Origin of the sequence: Komagataeibacter europaeus, assembly GCF_002173515.1 — a bacterium.
In the GTDB taxonomy this organism is placed as follows: domain Bacteria; phylum Pseudomonadota; class Alphaproteobacteria; order Acetobacterales; family Acetobacteraceae; genus Komagataeibacter; species Komagataeibacter europaeus.
The window spans coordinates 3087937-3103447 of the sequence record NZ_CP021467.1 but is presented as its reverse complement, the minus strand read 5'-3'; the positions used below and the strand labels follow the sequence as shown (position 1 = coordinate 3103447).

The window sequence follows — 15511 nt, the reverse complement described above, 5'->3', positions numbered from 1 at the left end:
CAGGCTTTTGCGGCCTGCGCCATGCTGCGCGGTGATTGACAGGACGGGCACAGTACTTCTATACGCGCCCGACTGCCGGGAACGTGGACGATACGGCTGGTGCCCATGGGTGATTGCTCCCCGGTGCCGGTAATACGGATCGCGCCCGTCCTGTTCATGCGGAACAGGACCTACCGGTGCAACAACATGACAGGCGGCTGTGCCGCATGCCATGCAGACGAATGAAGAGAGAGCGCGCAGATGAGCAAGCGCCTTGAGAGCAAGTACAAAATCAACCGTCGCCTTGGCGTAAACCTGTGGGGCCGTGCAAAGTCCCCGGTCAACAAGCGCGAATATGGCCCCGGCCAGCATGGTCAGCGCCGCAAGCAGAAGCCGTCCGACTTCTCCGTGCAGCTGATGGCCAAGCAGAAGCTGAAGGGCTATTACGGCAACATCGGCGAAAAGCAGTTCCGCAAGTATTATGACGAGGCCGTCCGTCGCAAGGGCGATACCTCCGAAAACCTGATCGACCTGCTGGAACGCCGGCTGGACGCGGTTGTCTACCGCCTGAAGTTCGCGATCACCCCGTTCGCGGCGCGTCAGTTCATCAGCCACGGCCACATCACGGTCAACGGCCGCAAGGTCAACATCCCGTCCTACCTGGTGCGTGATGGCGACGTGATCGAAGTGCGTGAAAAGTCCAAGCAGCTGGCCATCGTGCTGGATGCGGCGCAGAGCGGCGAACGCGACGTGCCGGAATACATGGAAGTGGACCACCGCCAGATGAAGGGTTCGTTCCTGCGCAGCCCCAAGCTGTCGGACGTTCCGTATCCGGTCCAGATGGAACCGAACCTGGTCATCGAATTCTACTCTCGCTGATCAAGTCCCGGAACCGGGTAGGCGTGACGCCGGGCGTGGGGTTTTGTCCCCGCGTCCGGCGTCCGCGTTTCTGGCCCCTGCCCGGTTCCGCCTTCCGTCCATCGGGCCAGCCGCAGGAATGGACAAGACCGTGACCGCCACCGCCGCCGATAACCCGCTCGCCGCCGAAATTACCCGGCGGCGCACATTCGCCATCATCTCCCACCCTGATGCGGGCAAAACCACGCTGACCGAACGCATCCTGCGCGCCGGTGGCGCGATCCAGATGGCGGGCAACGTGCGGGCCAAGGGCGAACGGCGGCGCACGCGTTCGGACTGGATGGGGATCGAGCGCGATCGCGGCATTTCCGTCGTGACATCGGTCATGACGTTTGAATATGGCGGCTGCATCTTCAACCTGCTCGATACCCCGGGCCATGAAGACTTCTCGGAAGATACCTACCGCACGCTGACGGCGGTCGATGCCGCCGTGATGGTGATCGACGCCGCCAAGGGCATCGAGGCCCGGACGCGCAAGCTGTTCGAGATCTGCCGCCTGCGCGATATTCCCATCGTCACCTTCATCAACAAGATGGACCGCGAATCGCAGGATCCGTTTGCCCTGCTGGATGAAATCTCATCCTCGCTGGCACTCGATACCTCGCCCGCCACATGGCCGGTGGGCCGTGCCGCCAAATTCGTGGGCACCTACGATATCCGCCACCGCGAACTGCACGTCACCGAACCGCTGGACCAGACCGACCCGCGCATGGTGCAACTGGGCGAGGAACTGGAACTGGTTGAGGCGGCACTGCCGGAATTCGATCTGGAAAGCTTCAATGCCGGGCACCTGACGCCGGTGTTCTTCGGCAGTGCGATGAAGGAAATCGGTGTCACCGACCTGCTGGATGCGCTGGCCGCCTTTGGCCCGCCGCCACGCGACCAGGCGACGGAAACACGCAACGTGCGCGCCGATGAACCCGCCCTGACCGCGCTGGTGTTCAAGATCCAGGCCAACATGGACCCCAACCATCGCGACCGCATGGCGTTCGCGCGCATCTGTTCGGGCAAGCTGCAGCGCGGCATGCGGCTCAAGCACGTGCGGATCGGCAAGCAGTTCGCGCTGCATACGCCGCAGTTCTTCTTCGCGCGTGACCGGCAACTGGCGGAGGAAGCCTTCGCGGGCGATGTGGTGGGCATTCCCAACCACGGCACGCTGCGTATTGGTGACACGCTGACCGAAGGCGAGGATCTGCGCTTTACCGGCGTGCCCTATTTCGCGCCTGAAATCCTGCGCCGCGTGCGGCTGGATGATGCGATGAAGGCCAAGAAGCTGCGGCAGGCCCTGACCGAACTGGCGGAAGAAGGCGTGGTCCAGCTGTTCCGCCCGCAGGATGGCGCCCCGCCGATCGTGGGCGTGGTCGGCACGCTGCAGCTTGACGTGCTTCAGTCGCGGCTGAAGGGGGAATACGGGGTTGCGATCGGCTTCGAATCGACACCGTACAACCTTGCACGCTGGGTCACCGGCCCGCGTGAAAAGCTGGAAGCCTTCTGCATGGCCAACCGCACGGCCATGGCGGATGACATTGACGGTGACCCGGTCTTCCTTGCGTCATCGGCGTTCATGATGAAGCGCACGGCGGAAGGCAACCCGGACCTTACGTTCCATGACATCAAGCAGATCGGGCAGGAAATCGCCTGACCGGACGGGCCAGCGTGACTGGCCCGCATTACAGGCACAGATGAGGTCTTGCGTAATCCCGCCCGTCTGTCGCATCTAGGCGCATCATGTCCGACACACAGCCCCGCCTGCACCTGCACGACAGCAGGACGCGCAGCACCGTTCCCTTCGTCCCGCTGGCACCCGACAACGTGCGGGTCTATTACTGCGGTCCCACGGTCTATGATCTGGCGCATATCGGCAACCTGCGCGCCATGCTGACGGCGGACGTGCTGGTGCGCCTGCTGCGGCACCTGTACAAGCGCGTGACCTATGTGCGCAACATCACGGACGTGGATGACAAGATCAACGCCCGCGCCCATGCCAATGGCGAATCCATTGCCGACCTGACCGCGCGCACCATCCACGATTTCCATGAGGATCTGGCCGCCGTTTCCATCCTGCCACCGGATGTGGAGCCGCGCGCGACCCACCATATTGGCGAGATGCAGGACATGATCCGCCGCCTGATCGAAAGCGGCCACGCCTATGAGGCCGAAGGGCACGTCCTGTTCGCGGTGAACACCTATCCATCCTATGGCGCGCTGTCGGGCCGCACGCCCGATGACCTGATTGCCGGCGCGCGGGTGGAAGTCGCGCCCTACAAGCGCGATCCGGGTGATTTCGTGCTGTGGAAACCGTCCGACGACCAGACGCCGGGCTGGGACAGCCCGTGGGGCCGGGGCCGCCCGGGCTGGCATATCGAATGTTCGGCCATGTCGCAGCGTTACCTGGGCGAAAGTTTCGACATTCATGGCGGCGGGTCGGACCTGCTGTTCCCCCACCATGAAAACGAACGCGCGCAGAGCATGTGCTGCCACCCGCATGGCCGCTTCGCCAATCACTGGGTGCATAACGCCATGCTGCTGGTGAACGGGGAGAAGATGTCGAAATCCCTCGGCAACTTCCTGACCGTGCGCGACGTGCTGCGCGATACGCCTGCCGAGGCCCTGCGCCTGCTGCTGTTGCGCGCGCAGTACCGTTCCGTGCTGAACTTTACCCGCGAAGGGCTGAATGAAGCCCGCCAGATGCTCGACCGCTTCTACCGTGCGCTGGAAAACCTTGATCCCATGCAGGACGCCGTGCCCGCGCCGGACAGCGTGGTGCAGGTATTGTGCGACGACCTGAACACCCCGCGCGCGCTGGCGGAAATGCACGCACTGGCCGATGCCGCCATGGCGGGTGACAGCGGGGCTGCGGCACAGCTGAAGGCCGCGGGCAACCTGATTGGCCTGTTGCAGGATACGCCGGAAGCATGGTTCCGTGGTGATGCGAAAGTAGACCCCGCCCATATCGAACGCCTGATCGCGGAACGGCTGGCCGCGCGCAAGGCGCGTGATTTTGCCCGGGCGGATGAAATCCGCAACGATCTTGCTGCACAGGGCATCGTGCTGGAAGACGGCCCGCAGGGCACGACATGGAGGCAGGCATGACCGGCCGCGACGGCGGGGCGGATATCGGCCCCATCGGCAACAGCCCGGTCGTGATCCTCGTCCGGCCCCAGATGGCCGAGAACATCGGCACCACGGCCCGCGCCATGGCCAATGGCGGGCTATTCCACATGCGTCTGGTTGCGCCGCGTGATGGCTGGCCGCTCGAACGCGCGTGGCGCAGCGCATCCGGCGCCGACCGTATCCTGGAATCCGCGCAGGTGTTTGATACGGTGGATGACGCGGTAGCCGACCTGCACCACGTATTCGCCACCTGCCCCCGCCCGCGCCATATCGTCAAGCCGGTGCTGACCGCGCGCGGTGGCGCTGCCGAACTGCGGGAAATGACGGATCGCGGGCTGAAGGTGGGACTGATGTTCGGCCCCGAACGCGCAGGGCTGGATAACGAGGACATGGCCCGCGCCGATGCGCTGATCCGTTACCCGCTCAATCCCGCGTTCATGTCACTCAACCTGGCGCAGGCGGTGATGATCATGGCGTATGAATGGTGGATGGCAGCCGACGACACGCCGCCGCGCACGCTCATGACCAACGAGACGCATGTGGCGACCCGTGGCGAACTGGACAATTTCATGCGCCACCTGATCGCGGATCTGGATGAATGCGGTTTCCTGCGCAATGAACAGAAGCGCGCGGGCATGGTGCGCAACCTGCGCCACTTCTTCCTGCGCGGCGAGGTGACTGAGCAGGAACTGCGCACGCTGCATGGCGTGGTGACGGAACTGTCGCGCGGGCGCAAGATACGGCAGGGCGACAAGTCATAAACACCTGTTAAAAAAAAGTTTTTGGTGAAGCTTTTTCCAAAAAGCTTCAGGAAACACCGCCTTCTTGAAAAAAGGCGGCACCCAGAAACTTTTATTATGTCAAATCTTTCTCCATTAAAAAAAGCCCGGTACGAAACCGGGCCTTTTTCATATCAGCGTGCCGCGATCTGCAGCCGGTCGGCCACGCGCGCCCGGCCCATAAGCGGTAGCAGGTCGCGCATTTCCGGTCCGCTGTCCTCCCCCGTCAGCGCAAGGCGTAGCGGGTGGAACAGGGCGCGGCCCGTGCGGCCCGTGGCGTCCTTCACGACCGTGGTCCATGTTTTCCACGTGGTTTCGTCCCACGGTTCCGCAGGCAGCGACTCCAACGCCTGCAGCAGGTAGGGACGATCCGCCTCCTCGATCACCGGGGGGATGATCTCACCGGCCACGACGTCCCACCAGTGACGCAGTTCACCCATCATATCCACATTGCCCCGCACCGCCAGCCAGAAGGCTTCAGTCGCGCCTTCGGGCAGGCGGGCGCGGATTTCCTCGAACGGCATGGCATGCATGATGCGACGGTTCAGGCCCAGGAGCTGCCGCATGTCAAACCGCGCGGCAGAGCGCGAGACACGGCCAAGGTCATAGCTTTTTGCCAGTTCATCAAACGACAGCGGCGCCGGATCGTCCGCGCTGCCCAAGCGCGCAAGGTAGGACACGATGGCCGATGGCTCGACCCCGTCCTGCCGCAGCGCGCGAATCGACAGCCCGTCAAAACGCTTGGACAGCTTGCCGCCGCCTTCATCCAGCAACAGCGGCAGGTGCGCGAAGGTGAACTGGTTGCGCTTTGCCCCCAGTGCCTCGGCAATGTCGATCTGCACGCCGGTATTGGTCACATGGTCCTCACCGCGGATGATGTGGGTGATGCCCAGTTCCATGTCATCCACGACGGATGCCAGCGTGTACAGCACTGTCCCGTCCGCGCGCACCAGCACGGGGTCGGAAATGGCGGGCAGCTTCACCCGGCACGCCCCCATGACCAGATCATTCCATTCTACCGTGCGGTGATCGGACAGCCGGAAGCGCCAGTACGGCACCTTGCCATTGGCTTCGGCCTGCGCGCGCTGCTGCGGGGTCATGCGCAGCATGGCGCGGTCATAGACCGGCGGCTTGCGCATGCGGATACGGGCCTCGCGCTTGGAGGCCAGTTCCTGTTCACTTTCAAAACACGGATAAAGCCGCCCGCTGGCCTTCAGCTGCTCAATGGCCAGCGCGTAACGGTCCAGCCGGTCCGACTGCCGCACGAATTCGTCCCAGCCAATGCCAAGCCAGCGCAGGTCGTCCTGCAGGGCCTGCACATAGTCCTCCTTCGAACGACCACGATCGGTATCGTCAATGCGCAGCAGGAAGCGGGCATTGTGGCGGCGGGCAAACAGGGCATTGGCAATGGCCTGACGCGCATTGCCGACATGGATCAGCCCGGTCGGGCTGGGCGCAAAACGGAGTTTCATGCCCCCTATATGCGGCGATTACGCCCCGAATGCCAGAGAACACATGCGCAATCCGACGCGGAAACGCCACCCCTTCGGGACCGGGCCGAACGCAGGACGCACCCGGAAAGGCTGCTTTTGCGATGCCAGACGCCTTGGGGAAGTTTTTTCAGGCGGACTATAAGGAACGCCGCCTTTTTGAAAAAAGGCGGCACCCAAAAACTTTTATACTTTTACAGATTCAAGGGCGTTCTTACGCCTCATCATCCTCGTCACCGCCACGACGGGGGTCAAAGGCGCGCCAGTCGCGCTCCATCGGGCTGGCGGCATTGGCTGCGAAATCATCCAGTTCATTGGCCGAACGCCAGCCCTGATCACCCGCTTCCAGCACTTCCGCATCCTCCCCAAAGGAAAACCATGCCTTGAGGATGTCGGCTGCCGACAGGCCGGGCATGCGGCAGCGTTCGATGCTGTCGCGCACATAGGCACGCGCAAAGGCATTGGCCTGGATCAGATCGGGGAAGCCGCCGACTTCCTCGACAATATTGTCCTCGGCACCGCCTGACAGATCCAGAATCCGCACGCGCCATCCCCCTTCGGGGGCAAAAATGGTTTCTGACAAGATGAAGCCTTTCGTTATGCGTTCGTGCGCGCGACGCGGGCCTGCGGCCTAGCGGTTGCGCATGTGGCGCAGCAGAAACTCACGCCCCGCCTTGACCCGTGGCACATCGTCATAGGCCACGATGTCGGCCGTGGCATAGGTTTCCGACCAGCGGTCGGGAATGAAGGAGCCGGTGCCAATCACATCGACCGGGGCATGGGCGTCCGCCATGCTGAGGCATTTTTCCACGCTGAAGCCCGATGACGCGATGATGCGCACATGCGCGAACCCGGCCTCGTCCAGTGCTTCGCGCATGCGCCAGATGGCGGCGGCGGAAACCCCCGTGCCCACAAGGTAGCGCAGTTCCTTGTCCGACCGGTACCGCCGGATGCTGCCCGGCGTGTGGCGTTCCAGCACGTCATAGGACGATTGCGGGTCCAGCCCCTCCAGAAAGCGGCCGCCATGCGTATCCAGACGCACGGCCAGACGCCCGGTTGCGGCCAGGTCGGGAAAATGGCGACAGACTTCCAGCGCGTCCGTCACCTCCCGCCCGAAATAATCCACCAGCACCACAAGATCCATTTCAGGATAGACCTCATGGAACATCTCGGCGGCCCGCAGGGTGGACCCGGCATAGCCCACCAGCGCGTGCGGCATGGTGCCCAGGCCCTTCGTGGTGCCGAAATAATGCGCCGTCGCATCATTGGCGCCACCGACAAAGCCCAGCGCCCCTTCCTTCTGGGCGGCATGACTGCCGACAGAGGCGGCATAGGCCATCTGTTCCTGCATGCCAAAGCCCGCGCAGTGCCGCGCCTCCATCGCCATGAAGCGCACATGCGGCAGCGCCATGGCCATCTGGTAGGCATTGTGGGCGGCGACACAGGCCGGGCCAAGACGCTGGAGCACCAGCGTCTCCAGCACCGCAAGCTGTGCGAACGATCCGGTCACGTAGGCCAGCGGTTCGCCCGCGCCCACCCATGTCCCCTCGGGGAACATGAGGTCACATTCGATAGCGATCCCGCGTTCGGCCGCAACGGCATGCAGCCAGTCCACCATAAGCCGTGGCGCGGACACGACGGGGCGGCGCAGAAAGACGGCATAGGTCACCTTCCTGTCCCCAAAGTGTTCGACAATGGCACGCGTGCGGTTGAAATACGCATCCGTGCGGGCGGCGATCACGTCCGGTTCCACCGCACCCGCACCCCGGCCTGCCTTCTCACCATGGGTCATAGCCCCTCCAATCCCCCCGATACGGGCGGAACTAGCGTGCCCCGCCGTGCGTGCGATGCATCCGCGTCTTCAGTTCTTCAGACAGGCGGAACGCCATCTCCAGCGACTGTTCCGCGTTCAGGCGCGGATCGCAGAAGGTTTCATAGCGTTCACCCAGATCCTCTTCCGTCAAGCGGTGTGCACCGCCGATGCACTCGGTCACGTTCTGGCCGGTCATTTCGAAATGCACGCCGCCGGGATGGGCGCCGGCTGCCTCGAACACGTCAAAAAAGCCGTGAATCTCCGACAGGATGGCGTCAAACGAGCGCGTCTTGACACCCGTCGAGGTCGAACTCGTGTTGCCATGCATGGGGTCACACAACCATGTGACCGTCCGCCCCGTGGCCATCACTTTCTCGAGCAGCGGCGGCAGGTGGTCACGCACCTTGCCCGCTCCCATGCGCGAGATGAGCGAAATGCGCCCCGCCTCATCATCCGGATTGAGGATGTCGAGCAGGTGCTCCAGATCCTCGATGGTGGTGGTGGGGCCGACCTTGATCCCGATGGGGTTGCGCACCCCGCGCAGGAATTCGACATGCGCGCCATCAGGCTGACGGGTACGGTCCCCGATCCACACGAAATGGGCCGAGCAGTCATACCATTCGCCCGATGTCGAATCGATGCGGGTCAGCGCCTGTTCATACGGCAGCAGCAGGGCCTCGTGCGAGGTATAGAACTCGGTCTCGTCGATCTGGGGCGTGGTGGCCGCCGTCAGGCCGCACGCGGCCATGAAGTCCAGCGTTTCGCCAATGCGTTCGGCCAGCAGCCCGTAACGCTGCGCCAGCGGCGAACGTTCGACAAAGCCCAGGTTCCACCGATGCACCTCATGCAGGTTGGCGTATCCCCCGCTGGCGAACGCGCGCAGCAGGTTCATGGTGCCAACGGACTGGAAATAGCCGGTTTCCATGCGCTTCGGATCAGGAATGCGCGCGGCTTCCGTGAAGTCCGAGCCATTGATGATGTCACCGCGATAGGACGGCAGCGTCACGCCATCCTTCGTTTCCGTGTCGGACGAACGCGGCTTGGCGTACTGCCCGGCCATGCGCCCGATCTTGATGACGGGCACCTTTGCACCAAACGTCAGCACCACGGCCATCTGCAGCAGCACGCGGAAGGTGTCGCGCACGATGTCGGCGGTGAATTCGCTGAAGCTTTCGGCGCACGCGCCGCCCTGCAGCACGAAGGCCTGCCCCGTGGCGGCCTTGGCCAGATGGGCGCGCAGGCGCCGGGCTTCACCCGCGAAAACCAGCGGCGGGTAGCGGCGCAGACGCGCCTCCACGCCCTCCAGGGCGGCTTCGTCGGGATATCGCGGCATCTGCCGCGCCGGAAACGACCGCCAGCTCTCCGGCGTCCAGGCCTGCCGGGAAGAACTGTTGTGGCTGTGCGTCGCACTCATGGGTCGGATCCTAATTCCTCTTGATACAAGACAGTCCCCACCGCCAGCGGCGGAAGGGCAGTCTTTATGTCGAAAAAAGCCCGGCATGGCAAAGCCTGTTCTGGCCCCGGCCCTTACACTCATGCCGCCAGCGGGGACTCGATGTTGCATTGACGCCACAAACCGACCCGATCCATACAGTACCAGGTCGCATTACAGTCATGCCTCACCCATATGTAAAAGTGACATGGTTGGCCTGCCAGACCACGGCTTCCCCTGGCGGGGCATGGTTGGCATGGTGCCCTCTCAGGTAAAAGGATTACGGATCATGGCCACCACACGTGGGAAATTCATAACCGCCCTGGCCGCGGGGCTGTGCCTGTTCAGTGTGACGGCCATGGCCGCACCCGACAACAGTGACGACAGCAACAGCCAGAGCGAAGACAAGATGACCGTTCATGGCCAGCGCAACCACCTGCCGCCCGGCTATGAGGAAGCGCCGTCCATGGAACTGAACCATGGCCCAGACCCCGACCATCTGGAACACGTGCATCGTGATTCGGTCACCGGCACAGACCTGTCACGCTTTGGCAGCGCGTACCAGAGCAGCGGCATCAATGGCGATGGCCAGCTTGGCGATTCGACCGGCAATGGCTGGGTCGCACCCCGCTAAAAAACGGCTTCAGGAATAATAAAAGTTTTTGAGTGCTGCCTTTTTTCAAAAAGGCAGTGTTCTCCGAAGCCTGTCGGAAAAAAGCTTCACCGGAAACTTCTTTTTGATTCCCGGGATATTTCAACCGTTGCCGGGACACTGCCCGGCAACGGTTTTTCATATGGACGGTATCAGACCGGGTGATGGGGCGTGACACGCGTGCGGGTACGCATGGTCACGAATTCCTCCGCCGAGGAAGGATGGATGCCGATGGTCCGGTCCCAGTCGCCCTTCTTCAGCCCCGCCGTCACCGCAATGGCCAGACCCTGCATGATTTCCGGCGCGTCATCACCCAGCATATGCGCGCCCACCACGACCTGACTGGCCTGATCCACCACCAGTTTCATGAACGTGCGCTGCTGGCGGCCGCTGAGCGTGTTGCGCATGGGACGGAAGCGGCTGACATACACATCCACGTCGCCCTTATGCGCGGCCTCGGCTTCCGTCAGGCCAACACTGGCAAGGGCGGGGGTGAAGAACACCGCCTTGGGCGTCGTGGCATAGGACCACTGACGCGCGGGTGCGCTGCCAAACAGGCGGTCGGCCAGGTTATGCCCCTCCGCAATGGCTACGGGGGTCAGGTTCAGCCGGTTGGTCACGTCGCCTATGGCATAGATGCCGGGCACGGTTGTCTGGCTGCCTTCATCGACAATGATGCGCCCGTTTTCCTCCATCGCCACACCAAGCTGCGTCAGGCCAAGGCCGGTGACCTTGGGATGACGGCCGGTGGCAAAGAAAACGCAGTCGGTTTCGATCCGGCCACCGTTATCAAGGGTGACGGCAAGGCTGCCATCCTTGCGCTTTTCAATTTCAATGGGCGATGCGCTGACATGCTGGCGGATGCCGCGCAGGTCGATGGCGTCATGCAGGGCGTGGCGCAGGTCACCATCAAAACCACGCAGCGGCTGCTGCTGGCGGTAAACCAGGTCAACTTCCGAGCCGAATCCACGGAATATCCCCGCAAATTCCACGCCAATATAGCCACCACCCACCATGCACACCCGATGCGGGCGCTGCTTGAGGTGAAAGGCCTGATCGGACGATATGGCGTATTCCGCACCAGGAATTTTCGGGGCCGTCGGGGTGGACCCCACCGCAATGACGATCCGGGCGGCGGTTACCCGGCGGGGGGCTTCATGGGGAGCAAGCGGGGACGGGTCGATGCGCAGGGTGTGCGCGTCCTCGATGGTGGCATGGCCGGTGAACAGGGCGACGCCCGCCTTTTCCAGCATCGAGACATACAGGCCGTTCAGGCGCGTGATCTCCCGGTCCTTGGCTTCGATCAGCGCGGCCCAGTCGTGCTGCCCGCGCTTCGTGTTCCAGCCGAAACCATGGCTGTCATCCACCCAGTCGCCATATTCACTGGCCTGGACCATCAGTTTCTTGGGCACGCAGCCAAGGTTGACGCAGGTACCGCCCCAGTGGCGGCTTTCCGCCACGGCCACGCGCGCCCCATGGCTGGAGGCCACGCGCGCGCACCGCACGCCCCCCGAACCCGCGCCGATTACAAACAGATCGAAGTCATAACTCATGCCGGTTGTGCATCCTGCTTCCGGCCGGAAGGACGGCCTGCAGCATGCGTCATTCCGGCGATCTCCCGCCCGGACGCGGGGCGGGAGCAACAAAAAAAAGCCCCGGCCATGGTTCCTGTGGCCGGGGCTGGTGCGCGATCAGCGTTCAGCGAACGCCTTTTCCACCACGTAGGCGCCGGGGTTGGAGTTGTTCCCCTCGTCAAAGCCACGGTCCTGCAGCAGCTTTTCCGTATCGGCCAGCATTTCCGGCGAACCGCAGATCATGACGCGGTCATGCTCGGGGTCCAGTTCGGGAATGTTCAGATCGGTAAAGATCTTGCCCGTCTCGATCAGCTTGGTGATGCGGTCGGTCACGGCAAAGGCTTCACGCGTCACGGCCGGGTAGTACAGCAGCTTGCCCTTCACGTCCTCGCCGAGGAACTCATGTTCGGGCAGTTCGTGGCGGATGTGGTTGGCATAGGCCAGTTCACCCGAAATCCGCACCGTGTGGCTCAGGATCACGTGGTCATAGCGTTCGTAGCATTCCGGGTCCTTGATCAGGCTCATGAAGGGCGCAAGCCCCGTGCCCGTGGACAGGAAATACAGGTTGCGGCCCGGCCGCAGGTTGTCCAGCAGCAGGGTGCCGACGGGCTTGCGGCCGATCAGTACCTTGTCGCCCACCTTGACATGGCGCAGGCGCGAGGTCAGCGGGCCGTCGGGCACCGCGATCGACAGGAATTCGAGGTGATCCTCGTAATTCGCGCTGGCGATGCTGTAGGCGCGCAGCAGGGGCTTGCCCTCGACCTCGATGCCGATCATCGTGAACTGGCCGTTCTCGAAGCGCAGCGCGGGGTCACGCGTGGTGGTGAAGCTGAACAGCCGATCGGTCCAGTGATGGACCGACAGGACGGTCTCCGCATTCAGGTGGCTGTATTCCTTGGTCGGTTCAGCCAGGTGGAACACGCCTTCCTGCCCCTCGACCGGGGCAAGACCGGTGAGCATGGTCTCAGCGGTTGGCACAATCAATGTATCTGACATCTGGTTATCATTCTCCCGGCTGGATATGACGCAGACACAGGATTCCCTGAAACATGCGCCCGGCCACAGCTACATAACTAAGGCGGGCATGTTTAGGCCATCCACAGCGTGGAATTCCAGCACAAAACTAACATATCACGCGCCACGGGAAGCAGATTCACCACATAATCCCCATTCCGGGGCGCGCATGTCACGTCACACGCGTACGATGCGGGGTTCTATTCAATGATTTCGGGCATGGATGCAAGTACTGAGTCCATTGTCGTCAGCGCGTGGATGACGCACATAGTCAGGTATGACTTCTGAATTCCCCGACCGGGCCGCCCCTGCCCTGCTGGCGCTGGATGCGGCGATCGCCGCCACCGGACTGCATGTTGAAACCCGCGAACGCCCGAAGCTGGAACGCGTGATCGCCCGCAGCCTGCAGCCCGGTGCGACGCGGATAGATGACGCCACGTTCCGCGCCGCCCTGTGCACCGTCCGGCGCAAGCCGTGGGGATCGCGCCTTATGGACCTCACCCGCCGCGCGGGGCAGGTCTGGGTAACGCGCGCGGATACGGAAGCCGCCGCCGTCAGCGTGGACGACCCCGAACCCGATGATGCGCGCCTGCTGTCGGCCCTTGCCCCCGTGCTGCGCCAGAAACTGCGCGCGCAGGGCGATACGCCGCGCGTGGCGGTGGAAAACATCCGCGCGGACCTGTTTGACGGCACCGGGCGCACGCTGGCGCCTGCGGAACTGCGCACCCTTGCCGTGGCGGTGGCCGACGCCTTCGCCCTGCCGGATGCGGACGCCTTCGCTGCCGAACTGGAACGCGAGGACGCAAGCCGCAAGGACCGCGACACCCAGATCGAGGATACGGCACGTGCGCGCAGGCGCGAGGAAGTGCTGCGCCTGCGCGAATGGGAAAAAAGCCTTGTCCCCTTCAGCGACGTGCCCGGCCTGCTGCGCTGTTCGCACCGCGAGGCCCTGCGCTGGATCGCGGAAAACCGCCTGCCCGTCGCCCGGCGCGTGCCACAGGCGGATGGGCAGGAACGATGGGAGTTCGACCCGACCGAACTCATGGCCCTGCGCCAGCAGTTGCCCCAGTGGCGCAGGGAAGGACAGGAAACCCCGCCCCGCACGCCGCTGGCCCCCGACCTTGGCAACCGCCGCGTGGGCAACGCCGTCATTGCGCAGGTCGCGGCCCTTGACCGCTACGCTGCCCATTTCCGCACCGCGCGCGCGCTCAACCGCCGCATCACGCTGGTGACGGGGCCGACCAACAGCGGCAAGTCCCATACCGCGCTCGATGCGCTGGCCCGCGCCGAAAGCGGGCTGGCGCTGGCCCCGCTGCGACTGCTGGCGCATGAGTTCCGCGAGTCGCTGACCGCGCGTGGCGTGCCGACATCGTTGGCCACGGGCGAGGAACGCATCGACGTGCCCGGCAGCCGCCATCTGGCCGCGACCGTGGAAATGTGCCCGCTGAACAATCCGGTCGATGTCGCGATCATCGACGAAGCCCAGATGCTGACCGACCCCGACCGGGGGGCGGCGTGGACGGCGGCCATCATGGGGGCACCCGCGCGGCACCTGTTCATCCTTGGCGCGCCGGACTGCATCCCCATGGTCAGGCGCATTGCCGAACTGTGCGGTGACCCGGTGGATGAAATCCGGCTGGAGCGCAAAAGCCCGCTGGTCGCCGCCGAACGCTCGGTCAGCCTGCATGAACTGCAGAAACATGATGCGCTGATCGCCTTTTCCCGGCGCGAGGTGCTGGACCTGCGTGCGCTGCTGCTGGCGCAGGGCAAGCGTGTCGCGGTGGTGTATGGCGCGCTCAGCCCCGAAGTGCGCCGGGCGGAAGCCCAGCGTTTCAATGATGGCGACGCCGATATCCTGATCGCGACCGACGCCATCGGCATGGGGCTGAACCTGACCATCCGCCGCGTCGTCTTTGCCGCGCTGCGCAAATATGACGGCAACCAGACGCGCGACCTCAACCCGCAGGAAGTCAAGCAGATCGGCGGTCGCGCCGGGCGCTACGGCAAGCATGAACAGGGTGTGGTGGCCGTGCTGGAAGGGGTGGGCAGCCCGTCCTTCATCCATGCCATGCTGGCGGCCCCCCCGCAGCCGATCGAGGACATGCGCCCGCAGGTGCAGCCCGATGCCGACATTGTTCAGGCAGTGGCCGCCGAAATCGGGTCGGACAGCCTGTTTGGCGTGCTGGTACGCATCCGCCGCGCGGTGCTGCGGCGTGATGACCCGAATTACCGGCTGGCCAACATGGAACAGGCCTTCGCCATCGCAACCGCGCTGGAAGGCGTTGCGGACCTGACACTGGCGCAGCGCTGGGTTTACGCCATGTGCCCGGTGGATGACCGCGACAACGGCATCCAGCGCCTTGTCCACTGGGCGGCGGACCATGCGGCGGGCAATGCCGTGCCGCCACCGGGCACCGGCCGCCTGCCACCGCCCGAACGGGCCGAGCGCACGGAACTGGAACGCGCGGAAAAGCGCCACAAGCGGCTGGTGGCCTGGCGGTGGCTGGCGCTGCGCTTCCCCGAAGCCTACGTCAACCGCGAGGAAGCCGAGGCCACGACCGCGCGCCTGAATGACTGGATCGAGGATGTGCTGCGCCAGCAGAGCATCCGCGCCCGCGCGCCGCGCATATCCCCCTTCAGCCCCGATAACCGCGCCAGTCCGCCGGGACGCGGCAAACGGGGCGCCCTGTCAAAGGACAAACGCCCGCACCGCAAGCGGCGTTAAGGGAAAGACGGGAAGACGGAA

Annotated in this window: 12 protein-coding genes; 6 read left to right on the top strand and 6 right to left on the bottom strand. The window is 64.0% G+C overall.

The features are described from left to right. The first annotated feature begins 240 nt into the window (after positions 1 to 240). The 4 genes from rpsD to S101446_RS14250 all read left to right on the top strand — a co-directional run bounded on the left by rpsD (position 241) and on the right by S101446_RS14250 (position 4772). Positions 241 to 858, top strand: coding sequence for a 30S ribosomal protein S4 (gene rpsD, locus S101446_RS14265; protein ID WP_010506989.1), 618 nt, complete (start codon positions 241 to 243; stop codon positions 856 to 858). A gap of 118 nt (positions 859 to 976) precedes the next feature. After that, positions 977 to 2539, top strand: a complete 1563-nt coding sequence (locus S101446_RS14260; RefSeq protein ID WP_010506991.1) for a peptide chain release factor 3 — start codon at positions 977 to 979, stop codon at positions 2537 to 2539. An 86-nt stretch (positions 2540 to 2625) separates the two neighbouring features. After that, complete coding sequence (gene cysS, locus S101446_RS14255) at positions 2626 to 3990, top strand: cysteine--tRNA ligase (protein ID WP_010506992.1); 1365 nt, start codon at positions 2626 to 2628, stop codon at positions 3988 to 3990. Next, positions 3987 to 4772 (top strand): RNA methyltransferase, encoded by a 786-nt coding sequence (locus tag S101446_RS14250; RefSeq protein ID WP_182356815.1) that lies wholly within the window; start codon positions 3987 to 3989, stop codon positions 4770 to 4772. Before cysS ends, S101446_RS14250 begins: the two co-directional genes overlap by 4 nt. A gap of 152 nt (positions 4773 to 4924) precedes the next feature. On the opposite strand, the gene gltX is transcribed toward S101446_RS14250, so the two are convergent. The 4 genes from gltX to S101446_RS14230 all read right to left on the bottom strand — a co-directional run bounded on the left by gltX (position 4925) and on the right by S101446_RS14230 (position 9507). Further along, a complete protein-coding gene (gene gltX / locus S101446_RS14245) occupies positions 4925 to 6262 on the bottom strand; it encodes a glutamate--tRNA ligase (RefSeq protein ID WP_087608638.1) in 1338 nt (445 codons plus the stop codon). 232 nt (positions 6263 to 6494) lie between these two features. Further along, complete coding sequence (locus tag S101446_RS14240) at positions 6495 to 6863, bottom strand: hypothetical protein (protein ID WP_087608637.1); 369 nt, start codon at positions 6861 to 6863, stop codon at positions 6495 to 6497. Between the two features lie 48 nt (positions 6864 to 6911). Further along, complete coding sequence (locus S101446_RS14235) at positions 6912 to 8072, bottom strand: beta/alpha barrel domain-containing protein (RefSeq protein ID WP_048850948.1); 1161 nt, start codon at positions 8070 to 8072, stop codon at positions 6912 to 6914. Positions 8073 to 8103: 31 nt separating this feature from the next. After that, positions 8104 to 9507 (bottom strand): class II 3-deoxy-7-phosphoheptulonate synthase, encoded by a 1404-nt coding sequence (locus S101446_RS14230; protein WP_010507001.1) that lies wholly within the window; start codon positions 9505 to 9507, stop codon positions 8104 to 8106. Between the two features lie 307 nt (positions 9508 to 9814). On the opposite strand from S101446_RS14230, the gene S101446_RS14225 reads away from it, so the two are divergent. Continuing rightward, positions 9815 to 10159, top strand: coding sequence for a hypothetical protein (locus S101446_RS14225; RefSeq protein ID WP_010507003.1), 345 nt, complete (start codon positions 9815 to 9817; stop codon positions 10157 to 10159). Between the two features lie 170 nt (positions 10160 to 10329). Here S101446_RS14225 and gorA read toward each other — a convergent pair whose 3' ends face one another. After that, a complete protein-coding gene (gene gorA / locus S101446_RS14220; RefSeq protein ID WP_048850950.1) occupies positions 10330 to 11730 on the bottom strand; it encodes a glutathione-disulfide reductase in 1401 nt (466 codons plus the stop codon). A 138-nt stretch (positions 11731 to 11868) separates the two neighbouring features. Then, on the bottom strand, positions 11869 to 12747 hold the full coding sequence (locus S101446_RS14215; protein ID WP_010507007.1) for a ferredoxin--NADP reductase: 879 nt from the start codon (positions 12745 to 12747) through the stop codon (positions 11869 to 11871). A gap of 295 nt (positions 12748 to 13042) precedes the next feature. On the opposite strand from S101446_RS14215, the gene S101446_RS14210 reads away from it, so the two are divergent. Further along, a complete protein-coding gene (locus S101446_RS14210) occupies positions 13043 to 15490 on the top strand; it encodes a helicase-related protein (RefSeq protein WP_087608636.1) in 2448 nt (815 codons plus the stop codon). Positions 15491 to 15511: the final 21 nt, after the last annotated feature.

Coding starts and splice junctions, on each gene's coding strand:
- S101446_RS14215 (WP_010507007.1), bottom strand. CDS start 12,747: ATGTCAGATACATTGATTGTGCCAACCGCTGAGACCATGCTCACCGGT.
- S101446_RS14225 (WP_010507003.1), top strand. CDS start 9,815: ATGGCCACCACACGTGGGAAATTCATAACCGCCCTGGCCGCGGGGCTG.
- S101446_RS14210 (WP_087608636.1), top strand. CDS start 13,043: ATGACTTCTGAATTCCCCGACCGGGCCGCCCCTGCCCTGCTGGCGCTG.
- rpsD (WP_010506989.1), top strand. CDS start 241: ATGAGCAAGCGCCTTGAGAGCAAGTACAAAATCAACCGTCGCCTTGGC.
- gltX (WP_087608638.1), bottom strand. CDS start 6,262: ATGAAACTCCGTTTTGCGCCCAGCCCGACCGGGCTGATCCATGTCGGC.
- S101446_RS14230 (WP_010507001.1), bottom strand. CDS start 9,507: ATGAGTGCGACGCACAGCCACAACAGTTCTTCCCGGCAGGCCTGGACG.
- S101446_RS14235 (WP_048850948.1), bottom strand. CDS start 8,072: ATGACCCATGGTGAGAAGGCAGGCCGGGGTGCGGGTGCGGTGGAACCG.
- gorA (WP_048850950.1), bottom strand. CDS start 11,730: ATGAGTTATGACTTCGATCTGTTTGTAATCGGCGCGGGTTCGGGGGGC.
- cysS (WP_010506992.1), top strand. CDS start 2,626: ATGTCCGACACACAGCCCCGCCTGCACCTGCACGACAGCAGGACGCGC.
- S101446_RS14250 (WP_182356815.1), top strand. CDS start 3,987: ATGACCGGCCGCGACGGCGGGGCGGATATCGGCCCCATCGGCAACAGC.
- S101446_RS14260 (WP_010506991.1), top strand. CDS start 977: ATGGACAAGACCGTGACCGCCACCGCCGCCGATAACCCGCTCGCCGCC.